We start from the raw sequence: 23,939 nt of genomic DNA on the forward strand, positions 1-23,939 counted from the left end.
CTTAAGCCGCATCGCGCTTGGCGTCGTTGCGATAAGCCGCCATCGCATCGATCAAGGCTTGAAGAATCTCGGCACTCTCGCCGATCACCGACAGGTCGGCCCGTTTGATCATGTCGCAGCCCGGATCGAGGTTGATTGCCACCACCTTGTCGCAGGCACCGATGCCTTGCAGATGCTGAATCGCCCCGGAAATCCCTACCGCCACGTAGACCCGTGCGGTGACCCAGGTGCCGGACGCGCCGACCTGACGGTCCCGCGCCATGAAGCCGTCGTCCACCGCCACCCGGGAGGCGCCTTCAGTCGCGCCCAACGCTTCGGCGGTCCTGTGGAAAAGTCCCCAGTCCTTGACTCCGTTGCCGCCGGAGAAGATGAATTCGGCTTCGGCCATCGGAATCGCCGCCGGATCCACCGCCACCGCACCCAAATCTTCGATGCGCGACAGGCTGCGCACCACGGCTGTGGATAACTCCACCGGCAAGGCTTCGTGGCGGGTTTCGCTGACCGGCTCGGCACACTCGACGGCCGCCAGAATCAAACGTGCAACCGGGCGGGCAAGGTCTTGCAGGCCTGCACCGGCGCGGCCGATGCATTCCTGATCCTTGACCTGCCAGACCCGTGTGGCCGGGCGTTCGCCCAGAGCAGCGGCAAAGCGCCGACCGAGTTCACCACCGCCGCTGCGACTGTCCGGCAGCAACCAGTGACGCGGGTTGAACTGGTTATCCACAGCCCGCAGGCCCTGGACTCGTTGTTCCGGTGCATAACCGTTGAATTGATCGCCCTCCAGCACCAGCAAGCGATCAACGCCCGCAATAGCGAAGGCATTTTCCTTGTGCTCACCGAAGACCACGGCCAACACCGCGCCGTCCTTGCCTGCCAGTTGATGAGCGAGGCCGAGCAAGTCACGGTCGTGGCTGCTCAAGCGGCCACCGACCATGTCCGGCACCACGCTGATGTAGAACGCCGGGGCCGGCACCTGATGCAGCGGCAATTGCACTTCGACAGCGGCTGAGCGTTTGGTCGCCCCGCCCTGCTGCGCGCCACTGCGGTCGATGCGCTTGATGCCATTGGGGCCGATAAAACCGATGCCATGCAGGTTCTTGCGGATGACGCCGTTCGGCCCCATCCAGCTGTGTTGCGCCGGTTGCATCGCCGCGTGCAGCGGGTGCAAGCGGTTACGGGCAATCCATTCGGCGCGGGGGTCGCGGCGGATAATGTCGCTCATCAGTGGGCCTCCGCAGGTTCACGTTTGGCCGGGGTGTTTGGCTTGCTCGGTGCAGCGTCTTCGAGCAAGGCGTCGGCCACCAGTTCGGCGATGTCCTTGATCAGCGGACGGGGTTCGACCACGCCTTCGAGCATCGCAGTGCATTGTGGGCAACCCACGGCCACCAGTTCGGCGCCGGTTTCGCGGATGTCGTCCATGCGCATATCGGGGATCCGTTGCTTGCCCGGAATGTCGGTGATCGGCGCGCCGCCACCGCCGCCGCAGCAGCGCGAGCGGAAACCGGAGCGTTGCATTTCCTTCACTTCGATGCCGAGGGCACGCAGTACTTCGCGCGGCGCCTCGTATTCGCCGTTGTAGCGACCGAGGTAGCACGGATCGTGATAGGTCACGCTGCTGCCTTTGTGCTGGCCGAGGTTGAGGGCGCCAGCGCCGATGATTTCCGCCATGTAGGTACTGTGGTGCTGCACGAGGTAGTTGCCGTCGAAGGCGCCGTATTCGTTTTTCAGTACATGGAAGCTGTGTGGGTCGCAGGTGACGATGCGGTTGAAGCTGTACTTGGCCAGGGTCTGGATATTGCGCTTGGCCAACAACTGGAACGTCGCTTCATCGCCCAGGCGTCGGGCCACGTCACCACTGTCGCGTTCTTCAAGACCGAGCACCGCGAAGTCGACCTTGGCCGCTTTCAGCACTTTGACGAAGGCGCGCAAGGTGCGCTGGTTGCGCATGTCGAAGGCACCGTCGCCGACCCAGAACAGCACGTCGACGGACTTCTTCTCGCTCATCAGGTTCAGGTTCAAATCCGCCGCCCAGTTCATCCGCCCGCCCGGCGCGAAGCCGCCCGGATTGTCGGTGGCGATCAGGTTTTCCAGGACTTCGGCGCCCTTGTTCGGGGTCGCGCCTTTTTCCAGGGTCAGGTGACGGCGCATGTCGACGATGGCATCGACGTGCTCGATCATCATCGGGCATTCCTCGACGCAGGCGCGGCACGTGGTGCAGGACCAAAGTGTCTCGGCGTCCACCAGTCCGTTGACGATCGGTTGATGCGGATTGCCGGCGTGTTCGCCAATCGCTTTGCCGGGATAGGGGCTGCCGGCGAAATTGGCATCGGTGCCGCCAGCGAGGCCAACGACCATGTCCTGGATCAGTTTTTTCGGGTTCAGCGGCTGGCCGGCGGCGAACGCCGGGCACGCGGCTTCGCATTTACCGCACTGCACGCAGGCGTCGAAGCCGAGCAGTTGGTTCCAGGTGAAATCCTTGGGTTTTTCCACACCCAGGGGCGCGGTCGGGTCGTTGAGGTCGAGGGGTTTCAAACCAGTGGAGCGGCCACCGCCAAAACGTTCAGCGCGACGGTGCCAGGCCAGGTGCAGGGCGCCGGCGAAGGCGTGCTTCATCGGGCCGCCCCAGGTCATGCCGAAGAACAATTCCGACACGCCCCACAGCACGCCAACCCCGAGAATTGCAGCCACCACCCAACCGCCGAAGTTTTCCGGAAGGATGCCGGCGACCGGCAGGGTCAAGAGGAAGAAGCTCGCGGAAAACGCCAGAAGACTTTTCGGCAGACGCATCCATGGCCCTTTGGAAAGGCGAGCCGGTGGGTTGCGACGACGCAGGAACATGAAAATCGCACCGACGAACATCACCGCCGAGGCAATCAGCAGGGCAAAACCGAGAATTCGACTGTGCAGGCCAAAACCGTGAACCAGGATCGCCAGCACAATCGACGCCACCGCACCGCCCGCCGTGGCGACGTGGGTGTTGGCGATGTATTTGTCCCGCGCCACCACATGGTGCAAATCGACCATGTAGCGCTTGGGCATGGCGAACAGGCCGCCGATCAGGTCGACCTTCGAGGCACGGCCCCGGCGCCACATAGCCACCCGCCGCAACGCGCCGAGGACAGCAAGGCCCAGGGCGGCGAACAGCAGGATTGGAAGAAGGGTGTTCAACATAGGTGTTGCTCCCAAAGACCTGGGGTCTTGCAGGTCTAGATGCCTTGCTCGATTCCTGTGGGAGCGGGCTTGCTCGCGAAGGCGGGCTGACATTCAACATCGATGTCGACTGACCCGCCGCTTTCGCGAGCAAGCCCGCTCCCACAGGGTTATCCACAAGCCGTTAGAAATCCTTGCACAACCGCAACGCGTCATAGATCGCCGCGTGGGTGTTGCGCTGGGCCACGCAGTCGCCGATGCGGAACAGCAAGTAGCCGTCACCCGCCTGGCTCAGCGATGGCTGCGGCTTGATCGCGAACAGGGCTTCGATGTCCATCTGGCCCTTGTTGCGCGACGCGTCCTTCAGCGCGTAATAGATTTCTTCGTCCGGACGCACGCCGTTTTCAACGACGACCTGGTCCACCACCCGTTCCTCTTTGGCGCCGGTGTATTCGTTTTCCAGCACCGCCACCAACTTGTCGCCTTCGCGGTAGACCTTCTCCAGCATCATGTCGCCGGTCATGATCACTTCTTTCGGGTACATGCTGCGGTAGTAGGTCGGGAACGAGGTACCGCCAATCGCCACGCCCGGCTTGATGTCGTCGGTGACGATCTCGACCTGGCTGCCCTTGTCGGCGAGGAAGTCCGCGGTGGACATCCCGGTGAATTCGCAAATGGTGTCGTAGACCAGCACGTTCTTGCCCGGCGCAACCTTGCCGTCAAGGATGTCCCAGCTGCTGACCACCAGGCCTTCCGCCGCGCCCCAGTGTTCGTTCTGCTCCAGGAATGGATGACCGCCGACGGCGAGCACTACGACATCCGGACGCAGGTCGAGAATGGTCGCCGCATCGGCCGCCACGCCCAGGCGCAGATCGACTTTCAAACGCGCCAGCTCCAGTTGGAACCAGCGAGTGATACCGGCGATCTGGTCCCGTTGCGGAGCTTTCGACGCGGTGGTGATCTGCCCGCCGATAAATTCTTTCTTCTCGAACAGGGTCACGTCGTGGCCACGTTCGGCGGAGACGCGCGCAGCTTCCATCCCCGCAGGACCGGCACCGACCACCACGACTTTGCGTTTCACACCGGTCGATTTCTCGATGATGTGCGGCACGCCCATGTATTCACGGGAAGTCGCGGCGTTCTGGATGCACAGCACGTCCAGGCCCTGGTATTGACGGTCGATGCAGTAGTTGGCGCCGACGCATTGTTTGATCTGGTCCACCTGACCCATTTTGATCTTGGCGATCAGGTGCGGGTCGGCGATGTGGGCGCGGGTCATGCCGACCATGTCCACGTAGCCGCCTTCCAGGATGCGAGTTGCCTGGTTCGGGTCCTTAATGTTCTGCGCGTGCAGCACCGGAGCCTTGACCACTTCCTTGATCCCGGCCGCCAAGTGCAGGAATGGCTCCGGTGGATAACTCATGTTCGGGATAACGTTGGCCAGGGTGTTGTGGGTGTCGCAACCCGAGCCGACCACGCCGATGAAGTCGATCATGCCGGTGTCGTCGTAGTACTTGGCGATCTGCTTCATGTCTTCGTGGGACAAACCGTCCGGGTGGAACTCGTCACCGCACAGACGGATGCCGACGCAGAAATCCGGGCCGACTTCCGCCCGCACAGCCTTGAGTACTTCCAGGCCAAAACGCATGCGGTTTTCGAAGCTGCCGCCCCATTCGTCGGTACGTTTGTTGACTCGGGGGCTCCAGAACTGGTCGATCATGTGCTGGTGCACGGCGGACAGTTCAACGCCATCGAGGCCACCGGCCTTGGCGCGCGCGGCGGCGCTGGCGTAGTTGCCGATCACCCGCCAGATTTCTTCCGGCTCGATGGTTTTGCAGGTCGCGCGGTGCACCGGTTCACGGATGCCCGACGGCGACAGCAGGGTTGGCCAATGCTCGCCGTCCCAACGGGAACGACGCCCCATGTGGGTAATCTGGATCATGATCTTGGCGCCATGCTTGTGCATGGCATCGGCCAGGTTCTGGAAGTGCGGAATGATCCGGTCATCGGCCAGGTTGACCGATTTCCACCAGCCTTGCGGGCTGTCGATGGCCACGCTGGAGGAACCGCCGCAAATCGCCAGGCCGATCCCGCCCTTGGCTTTCTCTTCGTAATACTTGACGTACCGGTCGGTGGTCATGCCGCCGTCGGTGGCATACACCTCGGCGTGCGCGGTGCTGAGCACGCGGTTGCGGATGGTCAGTTTGCCGATCTGGATCGGCTGGAACATTGCTTCGAAAGCCATGGCGGGTTCCTCGACTTACAACGGCTTGACGGTGAACAGGCCGTCGTCGTGGCCTTCTTCGGAGCCACCGTAGACTTGCTCGGCAACCGTGCGAATCTTGCTGCCGCGAGCCTCAAGAATCTGGTCCATGGCGCCGGCAAACCAACCGGTGAACATGTAGTCGACCTTGCGCCCGACCTTGCCGTACACGTAGACGAACGCCGAGTGTTCGAGCTTGACGCTGGCGGTGCCTTTGTCGAGGTCGATGTCCTGAATCTTGAACAGGCCCCAGCCGCGTTGTGACAGGCGTTTCATGTAGTGCTCGAACACCGCGACGCCTTCCAGGCCGTGGCATTCCGCTTCTTTTTCGCACCAGTGCCAGGCGGACTTGTAGCCGGCCTTGTAGAGAATTTCGGCGTAGGCTTCGGCGCCCAGCACTTCCTCGATGCCCATGTGATTGTTGACGAAGAAGTGACGCGGCACATACAGCATCGGCAGGGCGTCGGAGGTCCAGACACCGGTTTCGCTGTCGACTTCGATTGGCAATTGCGGGGCGATCTTGGCCATGGAAACTTAACTCCAGAAAAATTTGGGTGTTGCCCCCGGCGCGGACGGCCGGGGGAAAGGATTCAGAAATGCGGTGGCTTATTCGCCCCAGACGTCCTTGAGGACATTGACCCAGTTCTCGCCCATGATCTTGCGGACCACGCGCTCGGAGTGGCCGCGCTTGAGCAGGGTTTCGGTCAGGTTCGGGAACTCGCCGACGGTGCGGATGCCCAGCGGGTTGATGATCTTGCCGAAACTGGTCAGGCGGCGGGCGTAGCCCTTGTCATGGGTCAGGTATTCGAAGAAGTCCTGGCCATGGCCCTGGGTGAAGTCGGTGCCGATGCCGATGGCGTCTTCGCCGACGATGTTCATGGTGTATTCGATGGCTTCGGCGTAATCGTCGATGGTCGAATCGATGCCCTTGGCCAGGAACGGCGCGAACATGGTCACGCCGACGAAACCGCCGTGGTCGGCGATGAACTTCAGTTCTTCATCGGATTTGTTGCGCGGGTGGATTTTCAGGCCCGACGGCAGGCAGTGGGAGTAGCACACCGGTTTTTTCGATTCGAGGATGACTTCTTCGGACGTTTTCGAACCCACGTGGGACAGGTCGCACATGACGCCGACGCGGTTCATCTCGGCGACGATTTCACGACCGAAGCCCGACAGGCCGCCGTCGCGCTCGTAGCAACCGGTGCCGACCAGGTTCTGGGTGTTGTAGCACATCTGCACGATACCGACGCCGAGCTGCTTAAACACCTCGACATAGCCGATCTGGTCTTCAAAGGCGTGGGCATTCTGGAAGCCGAAGAGGATGCCGGTCTTGCCCTGCTCCTTGGCCTTGCGGATATCGGCCGTGGTGCGCACTGGAATCACCAGGTCGCTGTTCTCGCGGATCAGCTTCTGGCTGGCGGCGATGTTGTTGACGGTGGCCTGGAAGCCCTCCCACACCGAAACGGTGCAGTTGGCCGCAGTCAGACCGCCCTTGCGCATGTCTTCAAACAGCTCGCGGTTCCACTTGGCGATAATCAGCCCGTCGATAACGATGCTGTCGGCGTGCAATTCGGCTGGGCTCATCAGGCTGTCCCCTATTAGCGATTCATGCGCCGAATCGTGTGCCGGCGCTTTGGGGCCAGCATATGCCTGAGGACCGGGGCAGCCGGGTGCAAAAACGACAGGGGGTTTGCCGAAAGCGTCAATCCGCGACAAAGGGTCGTCGCCGGGAGCGATCACGCACCTGTTCAAGGGCCTGCGCATGGGCCAGAATTCGGCGCATCACTGGATGCTTACTGGATTTAGGGCGACGCAATGAAATCGATCTTCCTGGCTTTGGCACTGATAGCGACCGGCGTACAGGCGGCTGAAGAGTCCGACAACAACCCCTGCGATGCCGTCGAAAACGACGTCCAGACCCTGGAATGCTCGGCCTACAGCAGAACCACCGCCGAACAACTGCTCAAAGAAAACTACCAGGGCTTGAACGAGCGCCTGCAAACCGCCTACGGCAAGAACAAGGCGCAATTGAGCGACATCACGGAAAAACTCAAGGTCGCCCAGCAGCAATGGTTGAAGACCCGGGATGCGGATTGTGCGGTGGAGGCGTTCCCGGCGACGAGTGGTAGCAAGGCGTTCACCATTGCGCAGAATGATTGCGTGGCGCGGATGAGTGATGAAAGGTCGGAGTTTTTGGAGTCGATTTCGCAGGAGTGAAGGCGAACGCCAGTCGTTTTGAGCTGTAAGCTGCACACCATCAGCTCGTTAAGGAATATCCAATGAACATCTGCGGCATCGAAATCAAAGGCAGCGAAGCGATCATCGCCGTGGCCTCTCTTGACGGTCAGGCCTTGAGCCACGTCGCCCTGGCCACGAAGAAAATCGCCCTGGACGATGACGACGAGGCCGCCAACGTCAAGGTGTTCGCCGCGCAGATGGCGTCGTTTGTGCGTGAGAATTCCATAGACCGGATTGCGATCAAGAAGCGCAGCAAGAAGGGTGAGTTCGCTGGCGGGCCAACGACGTTCAAGATCGAGGGGGTTTTTCAGCTGCTGGAGAATTGCGAGGTGACGCTGTTGTCGCCGCAGACGATCAATGCCCAGGCCAAAAAGCACAACTTTGAACTGCCGGGGACGCTGAACAAGTATCAGCATGAGGCTTATAAAGCGGCGTGTTCGGCTTTGATGAAGAAGTAAGAGCCCAGCAGATTCCCCCTGTGGGAGCGGGCTTGCTCGCGAAAGCGGTGGGTCAGTCAATTCATATCTCGACTGACACACCGCTTTCGCGAGCAAGCCCGCTCCCACATTGGGTTTGTGTCTGGCTCAGACCTTGGCGGTACGCCGATCCTCCCGCGGACACCGCTCAAACCGCGCCCGATAGCTGCGGGTGAAATACGACGGTGATTCAAACCCGCACGCAATGCTCACTTCCAGCACGCTCATATCGGTCTGGCGCAGCAACTGCCGCGCCTTTTCCAGCCTTAAGCGCAGGTAAAAATTGCTCGGCGTGTCGTTCAGATGCAACCGAAACAACCGTTCCAGCTGTCGCCGGGTGACTTTGATCGATTCCGCCAGTTCCAACGTGCTCAGCGGCGGTTCGCTGTGCTGTTCCATCTCGCCAATTACGTGAACTAGCTTTTTGTTGCTGATGCCATAGCGCGTGGCGACTTCCATGCGTTGGTGGTCTTTGCGCGGGCGGATGCGGCCGAGTACGAATTGTTCGCTGACCTGGATCGCCAGTTCCGGGCCGTGGGCCTGGCCGATAAGATCGAGCATCAGGTCGATGGAGGCAGTGCCGCCGGCCGAGGTAATACGGCGGCGGTCGATCTCGAACAGCTCCTGGGTGACGCTGAGCTGTGGATAAGACTCCTTGAACGCGTCGATGGCTTCCCAGTGCAGGGTCAGGCGATGGCCGTCGAGCAGGCCGGCTTCGGCGAGGACGAAGCTGCCGGTGTCGATGGCGCCGAGGGTCACGCCTTCGTTGTCCAGTCGGCGCAGCCAGTGCTCCAGCGCGGGGGTGGCGAATTTAAGCGGTTCGAAGCCGGCGACCACCAATAGCGTCGCGCCTTTCTTCAACGGTTCCAGCGCCGCATCGGCGTTGACCGACATGCCGTTACTGGCCAACACCGCGCCGCCATCGGCGCTCAGCACATGCCAGCGATACAGCTCGCCGCGAAAGCGATTGGCGACCCGCAGCGGCTCGATGGCCGAGATAAAACCGATGGCCGAGAAACCCGGCATCAACATGAAGTAGAAATCCTGGGACATGGAGCGCACTCGACTGGCGGGTAACGTGAGGGCGGGTAGCGTGTGGACGTTGATACGCCACTTGTCGATGGCATTCAAGGGGGCAGGTCGCTGCAGTGCAAGAGCTGGTCGCCGCAGTGCGCTTTAACGGGGGCATTGGTGCGTAACTTGGTCATCACCGGCGCACGAAGATGCCGGGACCCACAATAACGACCTGCCGAGGACCCCACCATGAAACGACTGATCAGCAGCTGTGTTCTTGCACTCAGCGGTACCGCTTTGTTGAGCGCCAGCGCCATGGCCGCCGACCCCGCCGCGTGCCAGAACGTGCGGATGGGCGTAGTGAACTGGACCGATGTGATCGCCACCAGCGCCATGACTCAGGTATTGCTCGATGGCCTCGGCTACAACACCAAACAAACCAGTGCGTCCCAGCAAATCATCTTCGCCGGGATCCGCGACCAGCGCCTGGACCTGTTCCTGGGCTACTGGAACCCGCTGATGACCCAGACCATCACCCCGTTCGTCGATGGCAAGCAGGTCAAAGTGCTTGAAGCACCAAGCCTCAAGGACGCCCGCGCCACCCTCGCCGTGCCGACTTACCTCGCCGACAAGGGCCTGAAAACCTTCGCCGACATCGCCAAGTTCGAAAAAGAACTGGGCGGCAAGATCTACGGCATCGAGCCTGGCTCGGGCGCCAACACCCAGATCAAAGAGATGATCGCCAAGAACCAGTTTGGCCTGGGCAAGTTCCAGTTGGTCGAGTCCAGTGAAGCCGGGATGCTCTCTGCGGTAACCCGCGCCACCAAGCGCAACGAAGCCATCGTGTTCTTCGGCTGGGCACCGCACCCGATGAACGTCAACGTGAAGATGACCTACCTCACCGGCAGCGAAGACGCACTGGGCCCGAACGAAGGCATGGCCACGGTCTGGACCGTCACCGCGCCGAACTACGCACAGCAATGCCCGAACGTCAGCCGTTTGCTGAGCAACCTGACTTACACCGCCGAAGACGAGAGCCGGATGATGCAGCCGCTGCTGGATCACAAGGACGCCTTCGAATCGGCCAAGCAATGGCTGAAAGATCACCCGCAAGACAAGCAACGCTGGCTCGAAGGTGTGACCACGTTCGATGGCAAACCAGCAGCTGAAAACCTGCAATTGACCAGTAAATAAACCCGATTGAACCACCGTGTCGCAGCCCGCCCGGGCTGCGAACGGAATCGCCACGCCTAAAAACTCGCCTGTAAGGAACCCACCTAATGAACCACGACGTCATCATCACCTGCGCACTCACCGGTGCTGGCGACACGACCGCCAGAAGCCCTCATGTGCCGGTCACCCCGAAACAAATCGCCGCGGCCGCCGTGGAAGCCGCCAAGGCTGGCGCCACCGTGGTCCACTGCCACGTTCGTGATCCCGAAACCGGCAAGTTCAGCCGTGACGTCGCGCTGTACCGCGAAGTGATGGAGCGTATCCGCGAGGCGGACGTGGACATCATCGTCAACCTCACCGCCGGCATGGGCGGCGACCTGGAAATCGGCGCTGGCGAAAACCCGATGGAGTTCGGCCCGAACACTGACCTGGTCGGCCCGCTGACCCGTCTGGCCCACGTTGAAGAATTGCTGCCGGAAATCTGCACCCTGGATTGCGGCACCCTGAACTTCGGCGATGGCGACACGATTTACGTGTCCACCCCGGCCCAGCTGCGTGCTGGCGCCAAACGCATTCAAGAGCTGGGCGTGAAAGCCGAGCTGGAAATTTTCGACACCGGTCACCTGTGGTTCGCCAAGCAGATGATCAAGGAAGGCTTGCTCGACAACCCGCTGTTCCAGCTGTGCCTGGGCATCCCGTGGGGCGCGCCGGCCGATACCACCACCATGAAAGCCATGGTCGACAACCTGCCAGCCGACGCAGTCTGGGCCGGGTTCGGCATCGGCCGCATGCAAATGCCGATGGCCGCACAAGCAGTGCTGCTGGGCGGCAACGTGCGGGTCGGGCTGGAAGACAACCTGTGGCTGGACAAAGGCGTACTGGCGACCAACGGCCAACTGGTCGAACGCGCCAGCGAAATCCTCAGCCGCCTCGGCGCCCGTGTCCTGACCCCAGCCGAAGGCCGGGCAAAAATGGGCCTGACCAAGCGCGGTTAACCCACACCACACTTCACCTGTGGGAGCGGGCTTGCTCGCGAAAGCGGTGGTTCTGGCGCAAGAGATTTGTCGGGTGTACCGGCCTCTTCGCGAGCAAGCCCGCTCCCACAAGGGATCACCGAATTCATTTAGGACGACGCCATGAGCTTTATCACCGAAATCAAAACCTTCGCCGCGCTGGGCAGCGGTGTCATCGGCAGCGGTTGGGTTTCCCGCGCCCTCGCCCATGGCCTCGACGTCGTGGCCTGGGACCCCGCGCCCGGTGCCGAAGCGGCGCTGCGCAAGCGGGTCGCCAATGCCTGGGGCGCGCTGGAGAAACAAGGCCTGGCGCCCGGGGCCTCGCAAGATCGCCTGCGCTTTGTCGCGACCATTGAAGAATGCGTGCGCGATGCGGATTTCATCCAGGAAAGCGCCCCGGAACGCCTCGAACTGAAACTCGAACTGCACGGCAAAATCAGCGCGGCGGCCAAGCCCAATGCCTTGATCGGCTCCAGCACCTCGGGGCTGTTGCCGAGCGAGTTCTACGAAGGTTCGACCCACCCGGAACGCTGCGTGGTCGGTCACCCGTTCAACCCGGTTTACCTGCTGCCATTGGTGGAAGTGGTCGGCGGCAAGAACACCGCGCCGGAAGCCATTCAAGCGGCGATCAAAGTCTACGAATCCTTGGGCATGCGTCCGCTGCATGTTCGCAAGGAAGTGCCTGGGTTTATCGCTGACCGTTTGCTCGAAGCGCTGTGGCGTGAGGCGCTGCACCTGGTCAACGATGGCGTGGCGACCACTGGTGAAATCGACGATGCGATTCGCTTTGGCGCGGGGTTGCGCTGGTCGTTCATGGGCACTTTCCTGACCTACACCCTGGCAGGCGGCGATGCAGGCATGCGGCACTTCATGGCGCAATTCGGCCCGGCATTGCAGTTGCCTTGGACCTATTTGCCAGCGCCGGAACTGACCGACAAATTGATTGATGATGTGGTGGATGGCACCAGTGATCAGTTGGGCACGCACAGCATTTCGGCGCTGGAGCGCTATCGTGATGATTGCCTGCTGGCGGTGCTGGAAGCGGTGAAAACCACCAAAGAGAAGCATGGGATGGCGTTTGCCGACTGATAGTGATCGGCTTGAGATCCACCCCTCACCCTAACCCTCTCCCCAAGGGGGAGAGGGGACTGACCGAGGTGTTCTTGGAGCTACATCGACCTGAGACATCGAGTCGAACTCAAGCTTTGAAAAGCATGGAGATCGGCCCCCTTTCCCCCTCTCCCCTTTGGGGCGGTCCGACGTTTCGGGAGGGCTGGGGTGAGGGGTGGATCTTGAACACAAACAATTTCCCAAGCCCGGACCCAAAATCATGCCCGTTCTAACCACCTACCAAACCAAAATCATCCCCGACTGGGTCGACTACAACGGCCACCTGCGCGATGCCTTCTACCTGCTGATTTTCAGCTACGCCACCGACGCACTGATGGATCGATTGGGCATGGACAGCAACAACCGCGAAGCCAGCGGCAATTCGCTGTTCACCCTCGAACTGCACCTCAACTACCTGCATGAAGTGAAGCTCGACGCCGACGTCGAAGTGCACACCCAGATCATCGCCCACGACAGCAAACGCCTGCACCTCTACCACAGCCTGCACCTGGTGGGCGGCGACAAGGAACTGGCCGGCAACGAGCAAATGTTGCTGCACGTCGACCTCGCCGGGCCGCGTTCCGCGCCGTTCAGCGAAGACACCTTGGGCAAGCTGCAAGCCATCGTCGCCGAGCAAACCGACCTGCCTACTCCCGACTACGTTGGCCGAGTGATCGCATTACCCCCCCAAAAATAACAAGGAGTCCGCCATGAATACCGCCGCCGCATTTGCCGACTTCCGCACCTATCCGTTGATCAGCGCATTAACCGGCGTACAGACGCTGGCGGATCGCGTCCTGGTGAAATGGGCCGATGGTCGCGTCAGCCCTTTTCATCACCAATGGCTGCGGGACAACTGCCCGTGCCCGTTGTGTGTCTACACCGTCACCCGCGAACAAGTGCTGGAAATCGTCGATGTTCCTGAAGACCTGACGCCCAGCGCCGTGCATATCGAAACCGAAGGCAGCCTGCGCGTCGATTGGCAGGACGGCCACCTCAGCCGCTTCGATCCGGGCTGGTTGCGGGCCCATGCCTACGACGACGAATCCCGCGCCGAACGTCGCGCAGCCAAACCGAAATCCAGCCTGTGGAAAAGTGATTTGCAGTTGCCGGTGTTCGACTATCAGGCCTTGATGAACGACAACGATGCGTTGCTGCAATGGCTGCTGGCGGTGCGGGATATAGGCCTGACCCAGGTGCGCGGCGTGCCCACCGAACCCGGCTCGTTGAAGCTGATCGCCCAGCGGATCTCCTTCATCCGCGAGAGCAATTTCGGTGTGCTGTTCAACGTGCAATCCAAGGCCGACGCCGACAGCAACGCCTACACCGCCTTCAACCTGCCGCTGCACAGCGACTTGCCGACCCGAGAGTTGCAACCGGGGCTGCAGTTCCTGCATTGCCAGGTCAATGACGCCGAGGGTGGCGAGAGTATTTTTGTCGACGGTTTTGCCATCGCCGAGGCGCTGCGGGTGGAAAGTCCGGAGTCGTTCCAGGCCTTGTGCGAAATCCCCGTGGAATTCCGTAACAAGGACCGCCACAGCGACTACCGCTGCCTGGCGCCGATCATCGCCCTGGATGCGCTGGGGCAGGTTTCGGAAATCCGCATGGCCAACTTTCTGCGCGGGCCGTTCGATGCTTCGATCGACGACATGCCCAAGCTCTATCGGGCGTATCGGCGGTTTATTGCCATGACCCGCGAAGCGCGGTTCCGGGTGATGACGCGGCTTAAGCCGGGGGAGTTGTGGTGCTTCGATAACCGTCGCACCCTCCACGCCCGCAACGCTTTCGACCCTGCTACTGGCGCCCGGCATTTTCAGGGGTGTTATGTGGATCGGGATGAGTTGTTGTCGCGGATTTTGGTTTTGCAACGGTAAACCGCGTCATCGTTCATTCGCGGGCAAGCCCGCTCCCACAGGGTTCACGGTGAGCCCATGTGGGAGCGGGCTTGCTCGCGAATGCGGTCTATCAATCAACACAAAACCACCTGATCCACAGGCAAAAAAAAGCCCCGATCAAGCCGTGACAAGATCGAGGCAGAAGGTACTGTTGAGGAGCCGTTGCGCGAGGGTGACCAAACCATCGTGTAGCCAGCTGAATCCAGTGTGCCCACTCCCCACCTTGGCAAGTTAGCCGAAAACGACCTGTTCATAGGTATTGCGGCCATTGCGACAAATCGCCCTTGCCGCCACTCCCTGCCCCTACCAGAATCGAGCCACGACACCGTTCCCTGAAGAAGGATTGCGTCATGATGTACGCCGATTTGATTGACCAGGAAGACCTGTTGGGCCAGCTGAAATCATTGGGCTTTCAAGTACCGACCGGCGCCACCGCCGAGCAGGCTTGCGAGTGTGCCGTGCGGGGTTTGAACGATGAGCGCGCGATCGTGCTGCGCACCATGGTCAAGCAGATGTACACCAGCAGCGCGACCATCCTGCCGGCGGTGCGCCAGGCGATCGACAGGCAATTGTTGCCGGCGTTGGCGGAGTATCAGCAGAGTCGTAGCGCCTGACAGATTGCCTTCGCGAGCAGGCTCGCTCCCACAGTGGACCGAGTACCCCCATGGGAACACGGTCGAATGTGGGAGCGAGCCTGCTCGCGAATAGTGAAGGCCCCTCGGTCTAGAGCCTTACGCTGGCAAATGTCGACTCATTCCGCGCCTGACTCAATGCCGACAACGGCCCGGACAACGGCGACAGCACCAACGCTTGCGGCAACGGCATCATCGCCACCTGTTGCGTGGTGTTCGAGCCTACGCGTTCGTCACGCGGCGGAATGCCGAAGTATTCGCGGTAGCACTTGGAGAAGTGTGGCGTGGACACAAACCCGCAAACCGACGCCACTTCGATGATCGACATCGGCGTTTGCTTGAGCAGCTGCCGGGCGCGGATCAGGCGCAGTTTCAGGTAATAGCGTGATGGCGAGCAGTGCAGGTATTTCTGGAACAGCCGCTCCAGCTGACGACGGGACACGGCGACGTACACCGCCAGTTCATCGAGGTCGATCGGCTCTTCCAGGTTGGCTTCCATCAGCGCGACGATTTCCTGCAACTTCGGCTGGTTGGTGCCAAGCATGTGTTTGAGCGGCACGCGCTGGTGATCCTGTTCGTTGCGGATGCGCTCGTAGACGAACATCTCCGAAATCGCGGCCGACAGTTCACGCCCGTGATCGCGGCTGATCAGGTGCAGCATCATGTCCAGCGGCGCGGTGCCGCCGGAGCTGGTGAAACGGTTACGGTCGAGGGTGAACAACCGGGTGCTCATGGCCACGCGCGGAAACGCTTCCTGCATGGCGGCCAGGCATTCCCAGTGCACGCTGCAATCGAAACCGTCCAGCAGGCCGGCGCAGGCCAGGGCCCAGCTACCGGTGCAGACTGCGCCCAGACGCTTGGATTGACGCGCCTGGCTCTGCAGCCATGACACGTGCTCACGAGTCACGGTGCGCTGAATGCCGATACCGCCGCAGACAATGATGGTGTCCATGGACGGCGCTTTGTGCATGGAGGCGTCGGGGGTGATTTGCAGACCGTCACTGGCCCAGACCTGGCCACCGTCAACGGTGAGGGTGGTCCAGCGATACAGCTCGCGGCCGGACAATTGGTTGGCCATGCGCAGGGGTTCTACTGCGGAGGCCAGAGAAATAAGCGTGAAATTGTCCAGCAGCAGAAAGCCGATGGATTGAGGCGCACGGTTCTGGGGTTGAGCCCCGGAGTTGAACGTCGTCATCGCAGTATCTCCTCACACAAAGCGGGTGATGGCCTCAGGCGGAGGCTCTTGTTATTGCCATCGTTCTCGCGTGGGAGACGGGCTTTGTAATGACAGAGCAATTGCCATGCCTAAAGTTGAATGGTCATTCAATAACTCCTGAAAACGACGTCGCGGCGTGTCTATATAAGCCGTGCGCAGAGTGGGGGTTATAAGTGCCATCAAGACGAGCAAATGCTCTGTGTTGCAGGGTGTGAGCAAATCGGTAGCACTTGTGGGAACAGGGGCTGCGAGGTGCTGGAGAAGAGTGTCACCACAAGCACAGGTGACAGGCGGTAACGGCCATCCTGGATCCCGGATCTCGGGAAGTGCGCTTGTCTGATTGCGACGCGCTAAAAGGTGGCGTGTTTTTGTGGCGGTGTTCACTTAGCGCGCAGTTTTGACTGGTCTGGCGCCTTCGCGAGCAAGCCCGCTCCCACAGGTAACCGCATTCCAATGTGGGAGCGGGCTTGCTCGCGAAGCAGGCGCCTCGGTCTTACCGAATCAACACTCCACCGCACTCACCGCCAACCCACCACGGGATGTCTCTTTGTATTTGTCATGCATATCGGCGCCGGTATCACGCATGGTGCGGATCACCCGATCCAGCGAGATAAAGTGCTGGCCATCGCCACGCAACGCCATCTGCGCCGCGTTGATCGCTTTCACCGCGGCAATCGCATTGCGCTCGATGCACGGCACTTGCACCAGGCCGCCCACCGGGTCGCAGGTCAGGCCCAGGTTATGTTCCAGGCCGATCTCCGCAGCGTTGCACAACTGCTCCGGCGTCGCGCCGAGAATCTCCGCCAACCCCGCCGCCGCCATGGCACAGGCCGAACCAACTTCACCCTGGCACCCGACTTCGGCGCCGGAGATCGACGCGTTTTTCTTGCACAGGATCCCCACCGCCGCAGCGCTGAGGAAATAATCGACCACGTTGGCGTCGGTCACGGCCTCGCTGAACTTCATGAAGTAATGCAGCACCGCCGGAATGATCCCCGCTGCGCCGTTGGTCGGTGCCGTGACCATGCGCCCACCGGCCGCGTTCTCTTCGTTGACCGCCAGGGCGAACAGGTTGACCCATTCCATGGCGCTCAAGGTCGAGCCGATCACATTGGGCTTGCCCAGCTCTTGCAGGCTGCGATGCAACTTCGCCGCGCGCCGGCGCACGTTCAAGCCGCCGGGCAGGATGCCTTCGTGCTTGAGGCCCTGATCGACGCAATCCTGCATGGCGCGCCAGAGTTTCATCAGCCCGGCGCGGATTTCATCCTCGCTGCGCCAGACCTTCTCGTTGGCCATCATCAGTTCGGCCACGCGCAGGTTGTGCTTCTGGCAGAGCTCAAGCAGCTCCACCGCACTGGAGAAGTCGTACGGCAACACGGTTTGATCCAGGTCCACCACGCCGCTGGACGCTTGCGCCTCATCCACCACAAAACCGCCGCCAATCGAATAGTAGGTGTCGCGGTGCAGCTCACCGTGATCGCCTTCTACAATTAATGTCATGGCATTCGGGTGGAATGGCAGGTTCTCGTCGATCAGGCGCATGTCGCGGGCCCAGATGAACGGCACCGACAAACGACCATCGAGCAACAAGGTGTGGGTTTCGCGCAGGGTGTCGATATGCAGGCCGATTTGCGACGGATCAATCGCATCCGGCCACTCGCCCATCAGCCCCATGATCACGGCGTTGTCGCTGCCATGACCGATGCCGGTGGCCGATAAAGAGCCGTAAAGCTGAACTTCGACCCGTCTTACTTGTTCCAAAAGACCCTGCTCACGCAAACCTTGCACGAACAGCGCCGCGGCCCGCATAGGGCCGACCGTGTGCGAACTGGAAGGGCCAATGCCGATTTTGAACAGGTCGAAAACGCTGATAGCCATTACTGCCGAACTCCTGGATGTGCCAACTCCAGACGCAAAAGCGCCCAGTGACGGAGCTGCTACGCTCAAGCTGCAATCCGCCAGATTGGCTGCATCATCAGGCTTTTGTGGTGTCGTTCGACGTCTCACACCGACGCACTCATGTCCACCAACGCCGCGGGTCTTTGACGCTGCGTTTTCGCCGTTTTTTAGCGGATCAGAGGGGCAAAAGGGGCTGAAAAAATCTGTAAACGACGTTACCGACACTGGATGCGACCATCCCTGTACTGGTTACGACGCACCCTGTAGGCGTCAGATTTTCACTGGTACATGATCGTATCGACTCGATTGCAAGGCGCCGTGGTAGAGCTGTCTCCAAAACGCCATCCAACCGCAACCTATAAGTGCGGTGGTCCAGTCGGAACACTGCCAAAAAAAACACCAAGGAGTCCACCCATGAAAGGTTCCCCGTCGTTGTTGTTGGCCGCCATGCTGAGTCTGCCGTTACTGGCTCAAGCCGCAGAACCCGCTCAGTGCAGCACCGTGAATTTCTCTGATGTCGGCTGGACCGACATCACCGCGACTACCGCGACCACCAGCGTTGTCCTCGACGCCCTCGGCTACAAAACCAAGACCACCATGATTTCCGTGCCCGTGACCTACAAGTCCCTGGCCGACGGCAAGAACATGGACGTGTTCCTCGGTAACTGGATGCCGACCATGGAAAACGACATCAAGGCCTACCGCGATGCGGGCACCGTGGATGTCGTGCGCACCAACCTCACCGGCGCCAAGTACACCCTCGCCGTGCCGCAAGCGCTGTACGACAAAGGGCTGCATGACTTCGCCGACATCGCCAAATTCAAGAAAGAACTCGATGGCAAGATCTACGGCATCGAGCCGGGCAACGACGGCAACCGCCTGATCCAGACCATGATCGACAAGGATGCCTTCGGTCTCAAAACCGCCGGTTTCAAAGTCGTCGAGTCCAGCGAAGCGGGGATGCTGTCCCAGGTCGACCGCGCCCAGAAACGCGATACCGCCGTGGTCTTCCTCGGCTGGGCACCGCACCCGATGAACAAGCGCTTCAAGATTCAATACCTGACCGGTGGCGATGACTTCTTTGGCCCGGACTTCGGTGCGGCCACGGTAGCCACTAACACCCGCAAGGGCTACGTCCAGGAATGCAGCAACGTCGGCACTCTGCTGAAAAACCTGGAATTCACCGTAGACATGGAAAGCTCGCTGATGGGCAACATCCTGGACGACAAGATGAAGCCTGATGCAGCTGCCAAGGCCTGGCTGAAAAAGAATCCACAGGTGCTCGATACCTGGCTCGCTGGCGTGACCACCATTGACGGTAAACCAGGCCTGGAGGCCGTGAAAGCCAAGCTCGCGCAGTAATCGCTTACGCCGGGCGGCTTCGGCCGTCCGGGCTGTTTATTTCCTTGCATGCGGACGTTCACTACCATGCTGATTGATCAGAAAATCCCCTTAGGCCAGTACATCGCGGGCTTCGTTGAATGGTTGACGCAACACGGCGCCAACACCTTCGACGCAATCGCCGTGACACTGGAAACGATGATCCACGGCGTGACGTTCGCGCTGACCTGGTTCAACCCGCTGGCATTGATCGGCCTCATCGCGCTACTGGCACACTTCATTCAACGAAAGTGGGGGCTGACCGTTTTCGTCATCGCCTCCTTCCTGCTGATCCTCAACCTGGGGTATTGGCAGGAAACCATGGAAACCCTCGCCCAGGTGCTGTTTGCCACCTTCGTCTGCGTGATCATCGGCGTGCCGTTGGGCATCGTCGCCGCGCACAAACCGATGTTCTACACACTGATGCGTCCGGTGCTCGATCTGATGCAGACCGTGCCGACCTTCGTGTACCTCATTCCTACCCTGACCCTCTTCGGGCTGGGTGTGGTCCCGGGCCTGATCTCGACGGTGGTGTTCGCGATTGCCGCGCCGATCCGCCTGACTTACCTGGGCATCCGTGATGTTCCCGCAGAACTGATGGACGCCGGCAAAGCCTTCGGCTGTTCGCGCCGTCAACTGCTCTCGCGTATCGAACTGCCCCACGCCATGCCAAGCATCGCGGCCGGTATCACCCAGTGCATCATGCTGTCGTTGTCGATGGTGGTGATCGCTGCACTGGTGGGCGCCGATGGCCTGGGCAAACCCGTGGTCAACGCACTGAACACCGCCGATATCGCCCTGGGCTTCGAAGCCGGGTTGGCAATCGTACTGCTGGCGATCATGCTCGACCGTATCTGCAAACAACCCGACGCTAAAGTAGGGGGTGACGCATGAGCATTATTCGCTTCGAAGACGTCGACGTGATCTTCTCCAAAGATCCGCGTGAGGCGCTCAAACTCCTCGACCAGGGCATGACCCGCGACCAGATCCTGAAAAAGACCGGGCAGATCGTCGGCGTTGAAAAAGCCAGCCTGGACATCGAAAAAGGCGAAATCTGCGTATTGATGGGCCTGTCCGGCTCCGGCAAATCCAGCCTGCTGCGTTGTATCAACGGCCTCAACACCGTCAGCCGTGGCAAGTTGTTTGTCGAGCACGAAGGCAAGCAGATCGACATCGCGTCTTGCACCCCGGCAGAACTGAAAATGATGCGCACCAAGCGCATTGCGATGGTGTTCCAGAAGTTCGCCCTGATGCCTTGGCTGACGGTGCGCGAGAACATCAGTTTCGGTCTGGAAATGCAGGGTCGCCCCGAGAAAGAACGGCGCAAACTGGTGGACGACAAGCTTGAGCTGGTGGGCCTGACCCAGTGGCGCAACAAGAAGCCTGATGAACTCTCCGGCGGTATGCAGCAACGCGTGGGCCTGGCCCGTGCGCTGGCGATGGACGCCGACATCCTGCTGATGGACGAACCGTTCTCGGCGCTCGACCCGCTGATCCGCCAAGGCCTGCAAGACGAACTGCTGGAACTGCAAAGCAAGCTCAACAAGACCATCGTGTTCGTGAGTCATGACCTTGATGAAGCACTGAAACTTGGCAGCCGCATCGCGATCATGAAAGACGGACGCATCGTGCAGTACAGCGTGCCGGAAGAGATCGTGCTGAACCCGGCGGACGATTACGTGCGGACCTTCGTGGCCCACACCAATCCGCTGAACGTGCTGTGCGGTCGCAGCCTGATGCGCACCCTCGACAACTGCAAACGCATCAACGGTTCGGTGTGCCTGGATCCGGGCGGCGATTCGTGGCTGGACCTGGCCGAAGGCAACACCATCAAGGGTGCACGCCAGAACGGTGCGGCCCTCGACCTGCAGAACTGGGTTCCAGGGCAAGCGGTTGAAGGTTTGGGCCGTCGGCCAACGCTGGTGGACTCCAACATCGGCATGCGCGATGCACTGCAGATTCGTTACCAGACCGGCAACAAACTGGTGCTGCACGACAACAACAAAGTGGTCGGGATTCTCGGCGACAGCGAGCTCTACCACGCGCTGCTCGGCAAGAACCTGGGCTAAGGCAACACACACAAAAACGCCGCGAGAGGATCGCGGCGTTTTTGTTTACGCGGATATCGGGTCATTCAGTGTTGTGGCTGATGGCCCCTTCGCGAGCAAGCCCGCTCCCACAGGGGGTATGCATTCCAATGTGGGAACGGGCTTGCTCGCGAAGAACACGACGCGGTGCTTCAGACCGAAACACCGCGCCCCTTTCAAATATCAGCTATAGACACGGCCAAGGAGCTGCCGATGGCTTTCGAACTGATCGAGCACGTCACGGGTGATCTGATCCTGAGTGAAGCCCATCAAGTCATAGTCCTGGCTGCCGTTGTGCAGGTACACCTCGGCGCGGTAGTAACGTGCGCGGGGTTCATCGGCGCTTTCCGCCGACACCGTGTCGCTCGCCGCTGCCAGGTAGCCATCCAGGCTCACTTCGTAGACAAAAGGGTTGCCCTCTTCCATCTCGATCCGCACGCCCATGCAACGCTTGGACTTGCCCAGCAAGGTTTGCACGTCCAGGCCCTGGGCGCGCAATTGCACCGCCGCATCTTCCAGCGCCGGGCTGACTTGCTTGTCCATGAAGCGCTGCACGATCGACTGGTTCGGTTGCAGGTCCAGTTGGGTCAGACGCTCGCTGAAACCACGACGACCGCGCGCTGCCAGCTCCGCTTGCTCCTGTTCGATCTGCATGTCCTGGCGCATCGCCTTGTGCAAGCCGAACATGAAGAACACCAGCACCACCGAGAATGGCAGACCGGCCAGCACCACCATGGTTTGCATGGCTTCGAAGTTACCGGCGAACAGCAGGCCGATGGTCACCAGGGTGATCACCGCCGACCAGAAGATCCGCAGCCAGTGCGGGGCATCTTCGTCAACGTTGCCGCCCTTGCAGGAAAGGTTGGCCATCATCACCGCGCCGGAATCCGCCGGAGTCAGGAACAGCACGAAACCGACGAAGATCGACACGCCGATCACAATCTTCGACGCCGGGTAATGCTCAAGCAGTTGATAGATCGCCATGGACGGCTGTTCCAGCGCCGTCTTCCCGAGCTCCACCGCCCCATGGTTCATCACCAGGTCCAGGGCCGAGTTACCGAAGATCGACAGCCACGCCAGGGTGAAACCCAGCGGGATCAGCAGCACGCCGGCCACCAGCTCACGCACGGTGCGACCACGGGAAATACGCGCGATAAACATGCCCACGAATGGGGCCCAGGAAATCCACCAGGCCCAGTAGAACAGGGTCCACAGGCCCAACCAGCGGTCGGACTTCTCACTGTCGCCTTCGTATACGTACAGGTCGAAAGTCTTCAGCACTACGCCGTTCAGGTAGTCACCGATGTTCTGCACGAAGCCGTTGAGCAGGTGCAGCGTCGGGCCGAACAACAGCACAAAAATCAGCAAACCGCTGAACAGCACGATGTTGAGGTTGGACAGACGGCGGATACCGTTTTCCACGCCCGACACGGCAGCGATGGTCGCCACGGTGCTCATCACGATGATCACGATCAGCAGGTTAGTGTTGCTGTGCTCCATGCCGAACAGGTTTTCCAGCCCCGACGACACTTGCAGCGAACCGATCCCCAGGTTCGTCACCAGCCCCAGCAGGGTCACGAACATGCCAAAGCCGTCCACCGCATGCCCGGCCGCGCCTTTGACCCAACGCTCGCCCACCAGCGGATACAGCGCCGAACGCAACGCCAGCGGTTGGTTGTGACGGTAAGCAAAGTACGCCACGGCCAAGCCGACCAGCGCGTAGATCGCCCAGCCATGCAGGCCCCAGTGCAGGAACGTCAATTGCACAGCCTGACGCGCGGCCATGTTGCTGGCGGCTACGCCTTCCGGCGGGTTGAAATAATGGTCCAGCGGCTCGGAAGCACCGAAGTACAGCAGCGAGATGCCGATACCCGACGAGAACAGCATCCCCGCCCAGGCGCCGTAGCTGAAGTCCGGGGTGTCGTCCTTGCTGCCCAGTTTGAGTTTGCCGTAGGACGAAAACGCCAGGCCAACGACGAAGACCAGATAGGCGGCGATCACCACCATGTAGTACCAGCCGAAGCTGCGGGACAGCCAGGCCTGGGCGATGCCGAGCAACCGGCCCGCCTCTTGCGGGGCGATGATCAGAATGGCGGTCAACAACAGGATCAACGCGGTAGAGGTGTAGAACACCCAACCGTTGACCGTCACCTTCTCGGGTGGGGTCTTTATAAGAGAGGCAGAACTCATGGCACAGATGCTCCGGGCAGTGCGGGAGAAGAACACAAGGCAACGCGTTACCCGACCAATCGGTTAGTTGGCAGCCGACCGGCGGGTGATATAAAGACAGCCCGAAAAAAGCCCGAAGCCTTTGAGCGCCTGTGCGCGGGGGTTTCGAGCGTTTTCAGATGTCGTTTTTCCGCCGACTACACGTAGGAAAAACCTGTAGGCAG

At 60.7% G+C, this 23,939-nt stretch carries 20 protein-coding genes; 11 read left to right on the plus strand and 9 right to left on the minus strand.

Going from position 1 to position 23,939, the window contains the following annotated elements:
- Position 1 precedes the first annotated feature (1 nt).
- The 5 genes from ACIQY3_RS20620 to ACIQY3_RS20640 all read right to left on the minus strand — a co-directional run bounded on the left by ACIQY3_RS20620 (position 2) and on the right by ACIQY3_RS20640 (position 6,997).
- Positions 2–1,222 carry an electron transfer flavoprotein subunit alpha/FixB family protein gene (locus tag ACIQY3_RS20620; protein WP_403022797.1) on the minus strand — a complete coding sequence of 407 codons (1,221 nt, stop codon included), beginning with the start codon at positions 1,220–1,222 and terminating at the stop codon, positions 2–4.
- Positions 1,222–3,171: a dimethylglycine demethylation protein DgcB gene (gene dgcB, locus ACIQY3_RS20625; protein WP_403022800.1), complete on the minus strand. Its 1,950-nt coding sequence runs from the start codon at positions 3,169–3,171 to the stop codon at positions 1,222–1,224. The genes ACIQY3_RS20620 and dgcB overlap by 1 nt, the downstream gene beginning before the upstream one ends.
- A 163-nt stretch (positions 3,172–3,334) precedes the next feature.
- Positions 3,335–5,395, minus strand: coding sequence for a dimethylglycine demethylation protein DgcA (gene dgcA / locus ACIQY3_RS20630; RefSeq protein ID WP_054616875.1), 2,061 nt, complete (start codon positions 5,393–5,395; stop codon positions 3,335–3,337).
- Positions 5,396–5,410: 15 nt separating this feature from the next.
- Positions 5,411–5,941, minus strand: a complete 531-nt coding sequence (locus ACIQY3_RS20635; RefSeq protein ID WP_008083165.1) for a DUF5943 domain-containing protein — start codon at positions 5,939–5,941, stop codon at positions 5,411–5,413.
- A 78-nt stretch (positions 5,942–6,019) separates the two neighbouring features.
- The gene (locus tag ACIQY3_RS20640; protein ID WP_008033250.1) at positions 6,020–6,997 is read right to left on the minus strand and encodes a dipeptidase; all 978 of its coding nucleotides are present in this window, start codon (positions 6,995–6,997) and stop codon (positions 6,020–6,022) included.
- Positions 6,998–7,228: 231 nt separating this feature from the next.
- Here ACIQY3_RS20640 and ACIQY3_RS20645 point away from each other — a divergent pair, with 231 nt between their 5' ends.
- Both ACIQY3_RS20645 and ACIQY3_RS20650 read left to right on the plus strand, forming a co-directional pair.
- Positions 7,229–7,630 (plus strand): lysozyme inhibitor LprI family protein, encoded by a 402-nt coding sequence (locus ACIQY3_RS20645; RefSeq protein WP_403022804.1) that lies wholly within the window; start codon positions 7,229–7,231, stop codon positions 7,628–7,630.
- Positions 7,631–7,692: 62 nt separating this feature from the next.
- On the plus strand, positions 7,693–8,109 hold the full coding sequence (locus ACIQY3_RS20650) for a DUF3010 family protein (protein WP_403022807.1): 417 nt from the start codon (positions 7,693–7,695) through the stop codon (positions 8,107–8,109).
- Positions 8,110–8,235: 126 nt separating this feature from the next.
- Here the strand turns inward: ACIQY3_RS20650 and ACIQY3_RS20655 are convergent, their stop codons facing one another.
- The gene (locus ACIQY3_RS20655; protein WP_054044222.1) at positions 8,236–9,180 is read right to left on the minus strand and encodes a GlxA family transcriptional regulator; all 945 of its coding nucleotides are present in this window, start codon (positions 9,178–9,180) and stop codon (positions 8,236–8,238) included.
- Between the two features lie 210 nt (positions 9,181–9,390).
- Between ACIQY3_RS20655 and choX the strand changes: the two genes are divergently transcribed.
- The 6 genes from choX to ACIQY3_RS20685 all read left to right on the plus strand — a co-directional run bounded on the left by choX (position 9,391) and on the right by ACIQY3_RS20685 (position 14,946).
- On the plus strand, positions 9,391–10,335 hold the full coding sequence (choX, locus tag ACIQY3_RS20660; RefSeq protein ID WP_403022810.1) for a choline ABC transporter substrate-binding protein: 945 nt from the start codon (positions 9,391–9,393) through the stop codon (positions 10,333–10,335).
- Positions 10,336–10,421: 86 nt separating this feature from the next.
- Positions 10,422–11,309 (plus strand): 3-keto-5-aminohexanoate cleavage protein, encoded by an 888-nt coding sequence (locus ACIQY3_RS20665; RefSeq protein WP_054616877.1) that lies wholly within the window; start codon positions 10,422–10,424, stop codon positions 11,307–11,309.
- Between the two features lie 141 nt (positions 11,310–11,450).
- Positions 11,451–12,416 (plus strand): L-carnitine dehydrogenase, encoded by a 966-nt coding sequence (locus ACIQY3_RS20670; protein ID WP_133835668.1) that lies wholly within the window; start codon positions 11,451–11,453, stop codon positions 12,414–12,416.
- A gap of 241 nt (positions 12,417–12,657) precedes the next feature.
- Positions 12,658–13,134, plus strand: a complete 477-nt coding sequence (locus ACIQY3_RS20675; RefSeq protein ID WP_403022815.1) for a thioesterase family protein — start codon at positions 12,658–12,660, stop codon at positions 13,132–13,134.
- Between the two features lie 13 nt (positions 13,135–13,147).
- Entirely contained in the window at positions 13,148–14,311 is a 1,164-nt protein-coding gene (locus tag ACIQY3_RS20680) for a gamma-butyrobetaine dioxygenase (RefSeq protein WP_403022818.1), read from the plus strand.
- Between the two features lie 371 nt (positions 14,312–14,682).
- Positions 14,683–14,946, plus strand: a complete 264-nt coding sequence (locus ACIQY3_RS20685; protein ID WP_403022821.1) for a hypothetical protein — start codon at positions 14,683–14,685, stop codon at positions 14,944–14,946.
- A 109-nt stretch (positions 14,947–15,055) separates the two neighbouring features.
- Here ACIQY3_RS20685 and ACIQY3_RS20690 read toward each other — a convergent pair whose 3' ends face one another.
- Positions 15,056–16,159, minus strand: a complete 1,104-nt coding sequence (locus tag ACIQY3_RS20690; RefSeq protein ID WP_017341204.1) for a GlxA family transcriptional regulator — start codon at positions 16,157–16,159, stop codon at positions 15,056–15,058.
- A 522-nt stretch (positions 16,160–16,681) separates the two neighbouring features.
- Entirely contained in the window at positions 16,682–18,058 is a 1,377-nt protein-coding gene (locus ACIQY3_RS20695; protein ID WP_403022825.1) for an L-serine ammonia-lyase, read from the minus strand.
- A gap of 435 nt (positions 18,059–18,493) precedes the next feature.
- On the opposite strand from ACIQY3_RS20695, the gene ACIQY3_RS20700 reads away from it, so the two are divergent.
- The 3 genes from ACIQY3_RS20700 to choV all read left to right on the plus strand — a co-directional run bounded on the left by ACIQY3_RS20700 (position 18,494) and on the right by choV (position 21,528).
- Positions 18,494–19,441: a choline ABC transporter substrate-binding protein gene (locus tag ACIQY3_RS20700; RefSeq protein WP_213940292.1), complete on the plus strand. Its 948-nt coding sequence runs from the start codon at positions 18,494–18,496 to the stop codon at positions 19,439–19,441.
- A 66-nt stretch (positions 19,442–19,507) separates the two neighbouring features.
- Positions 19,508–20,353, plus strand: a complete 846-nt coding sequence (gene choW / locus ACIQY3_RS20705) for a choline ABC transporter permease subunit (RefSeq protein ID WP_054044232.1) — start codon at positions 19,508–19,510, stop codon at positions 20,351–20,353.
- Positions 20,350–21,528, plus strand: a complete 1,179-nt coding sequence (gene choV, locus ACIQY3_RS20710) for a choline ABC transporter ATP-binding protein (protein ID WP_054044233.1) — start codon at positions 20,350–20,352, stop codon at positions 21,526–21,528. Before choW ends, choV begins: the two co-directional genes overlap by 4 nt.
- Before the next feature lie 201 nt (positions 21,529–21,729).
- Here the strand turns inward: choV and ACIQY3_RS20715 are convergent, their stop codons facing one another.
- A complete protein-coding gene (locus tag ACIQY3_RS20715) occupies positions 21,730–23,679 on the minus strand; it encodes a BCCT family transporter (protein ID WP_403023187.1) in 1,950 nt (649 codons plus the stop codon).
- Positions 23,680–23,939: the final 260 nt, after the last annotated feature.

It is taken from the genome of Pseudomonas sp. NPDC096950, from assembly GCF_044762525.1.
GTDB lineage: Bacteria > Pseudomonadota > Gammaproteobacteria > Pseudomonadales > Pseudomonadaceae > Aquipseudomonas.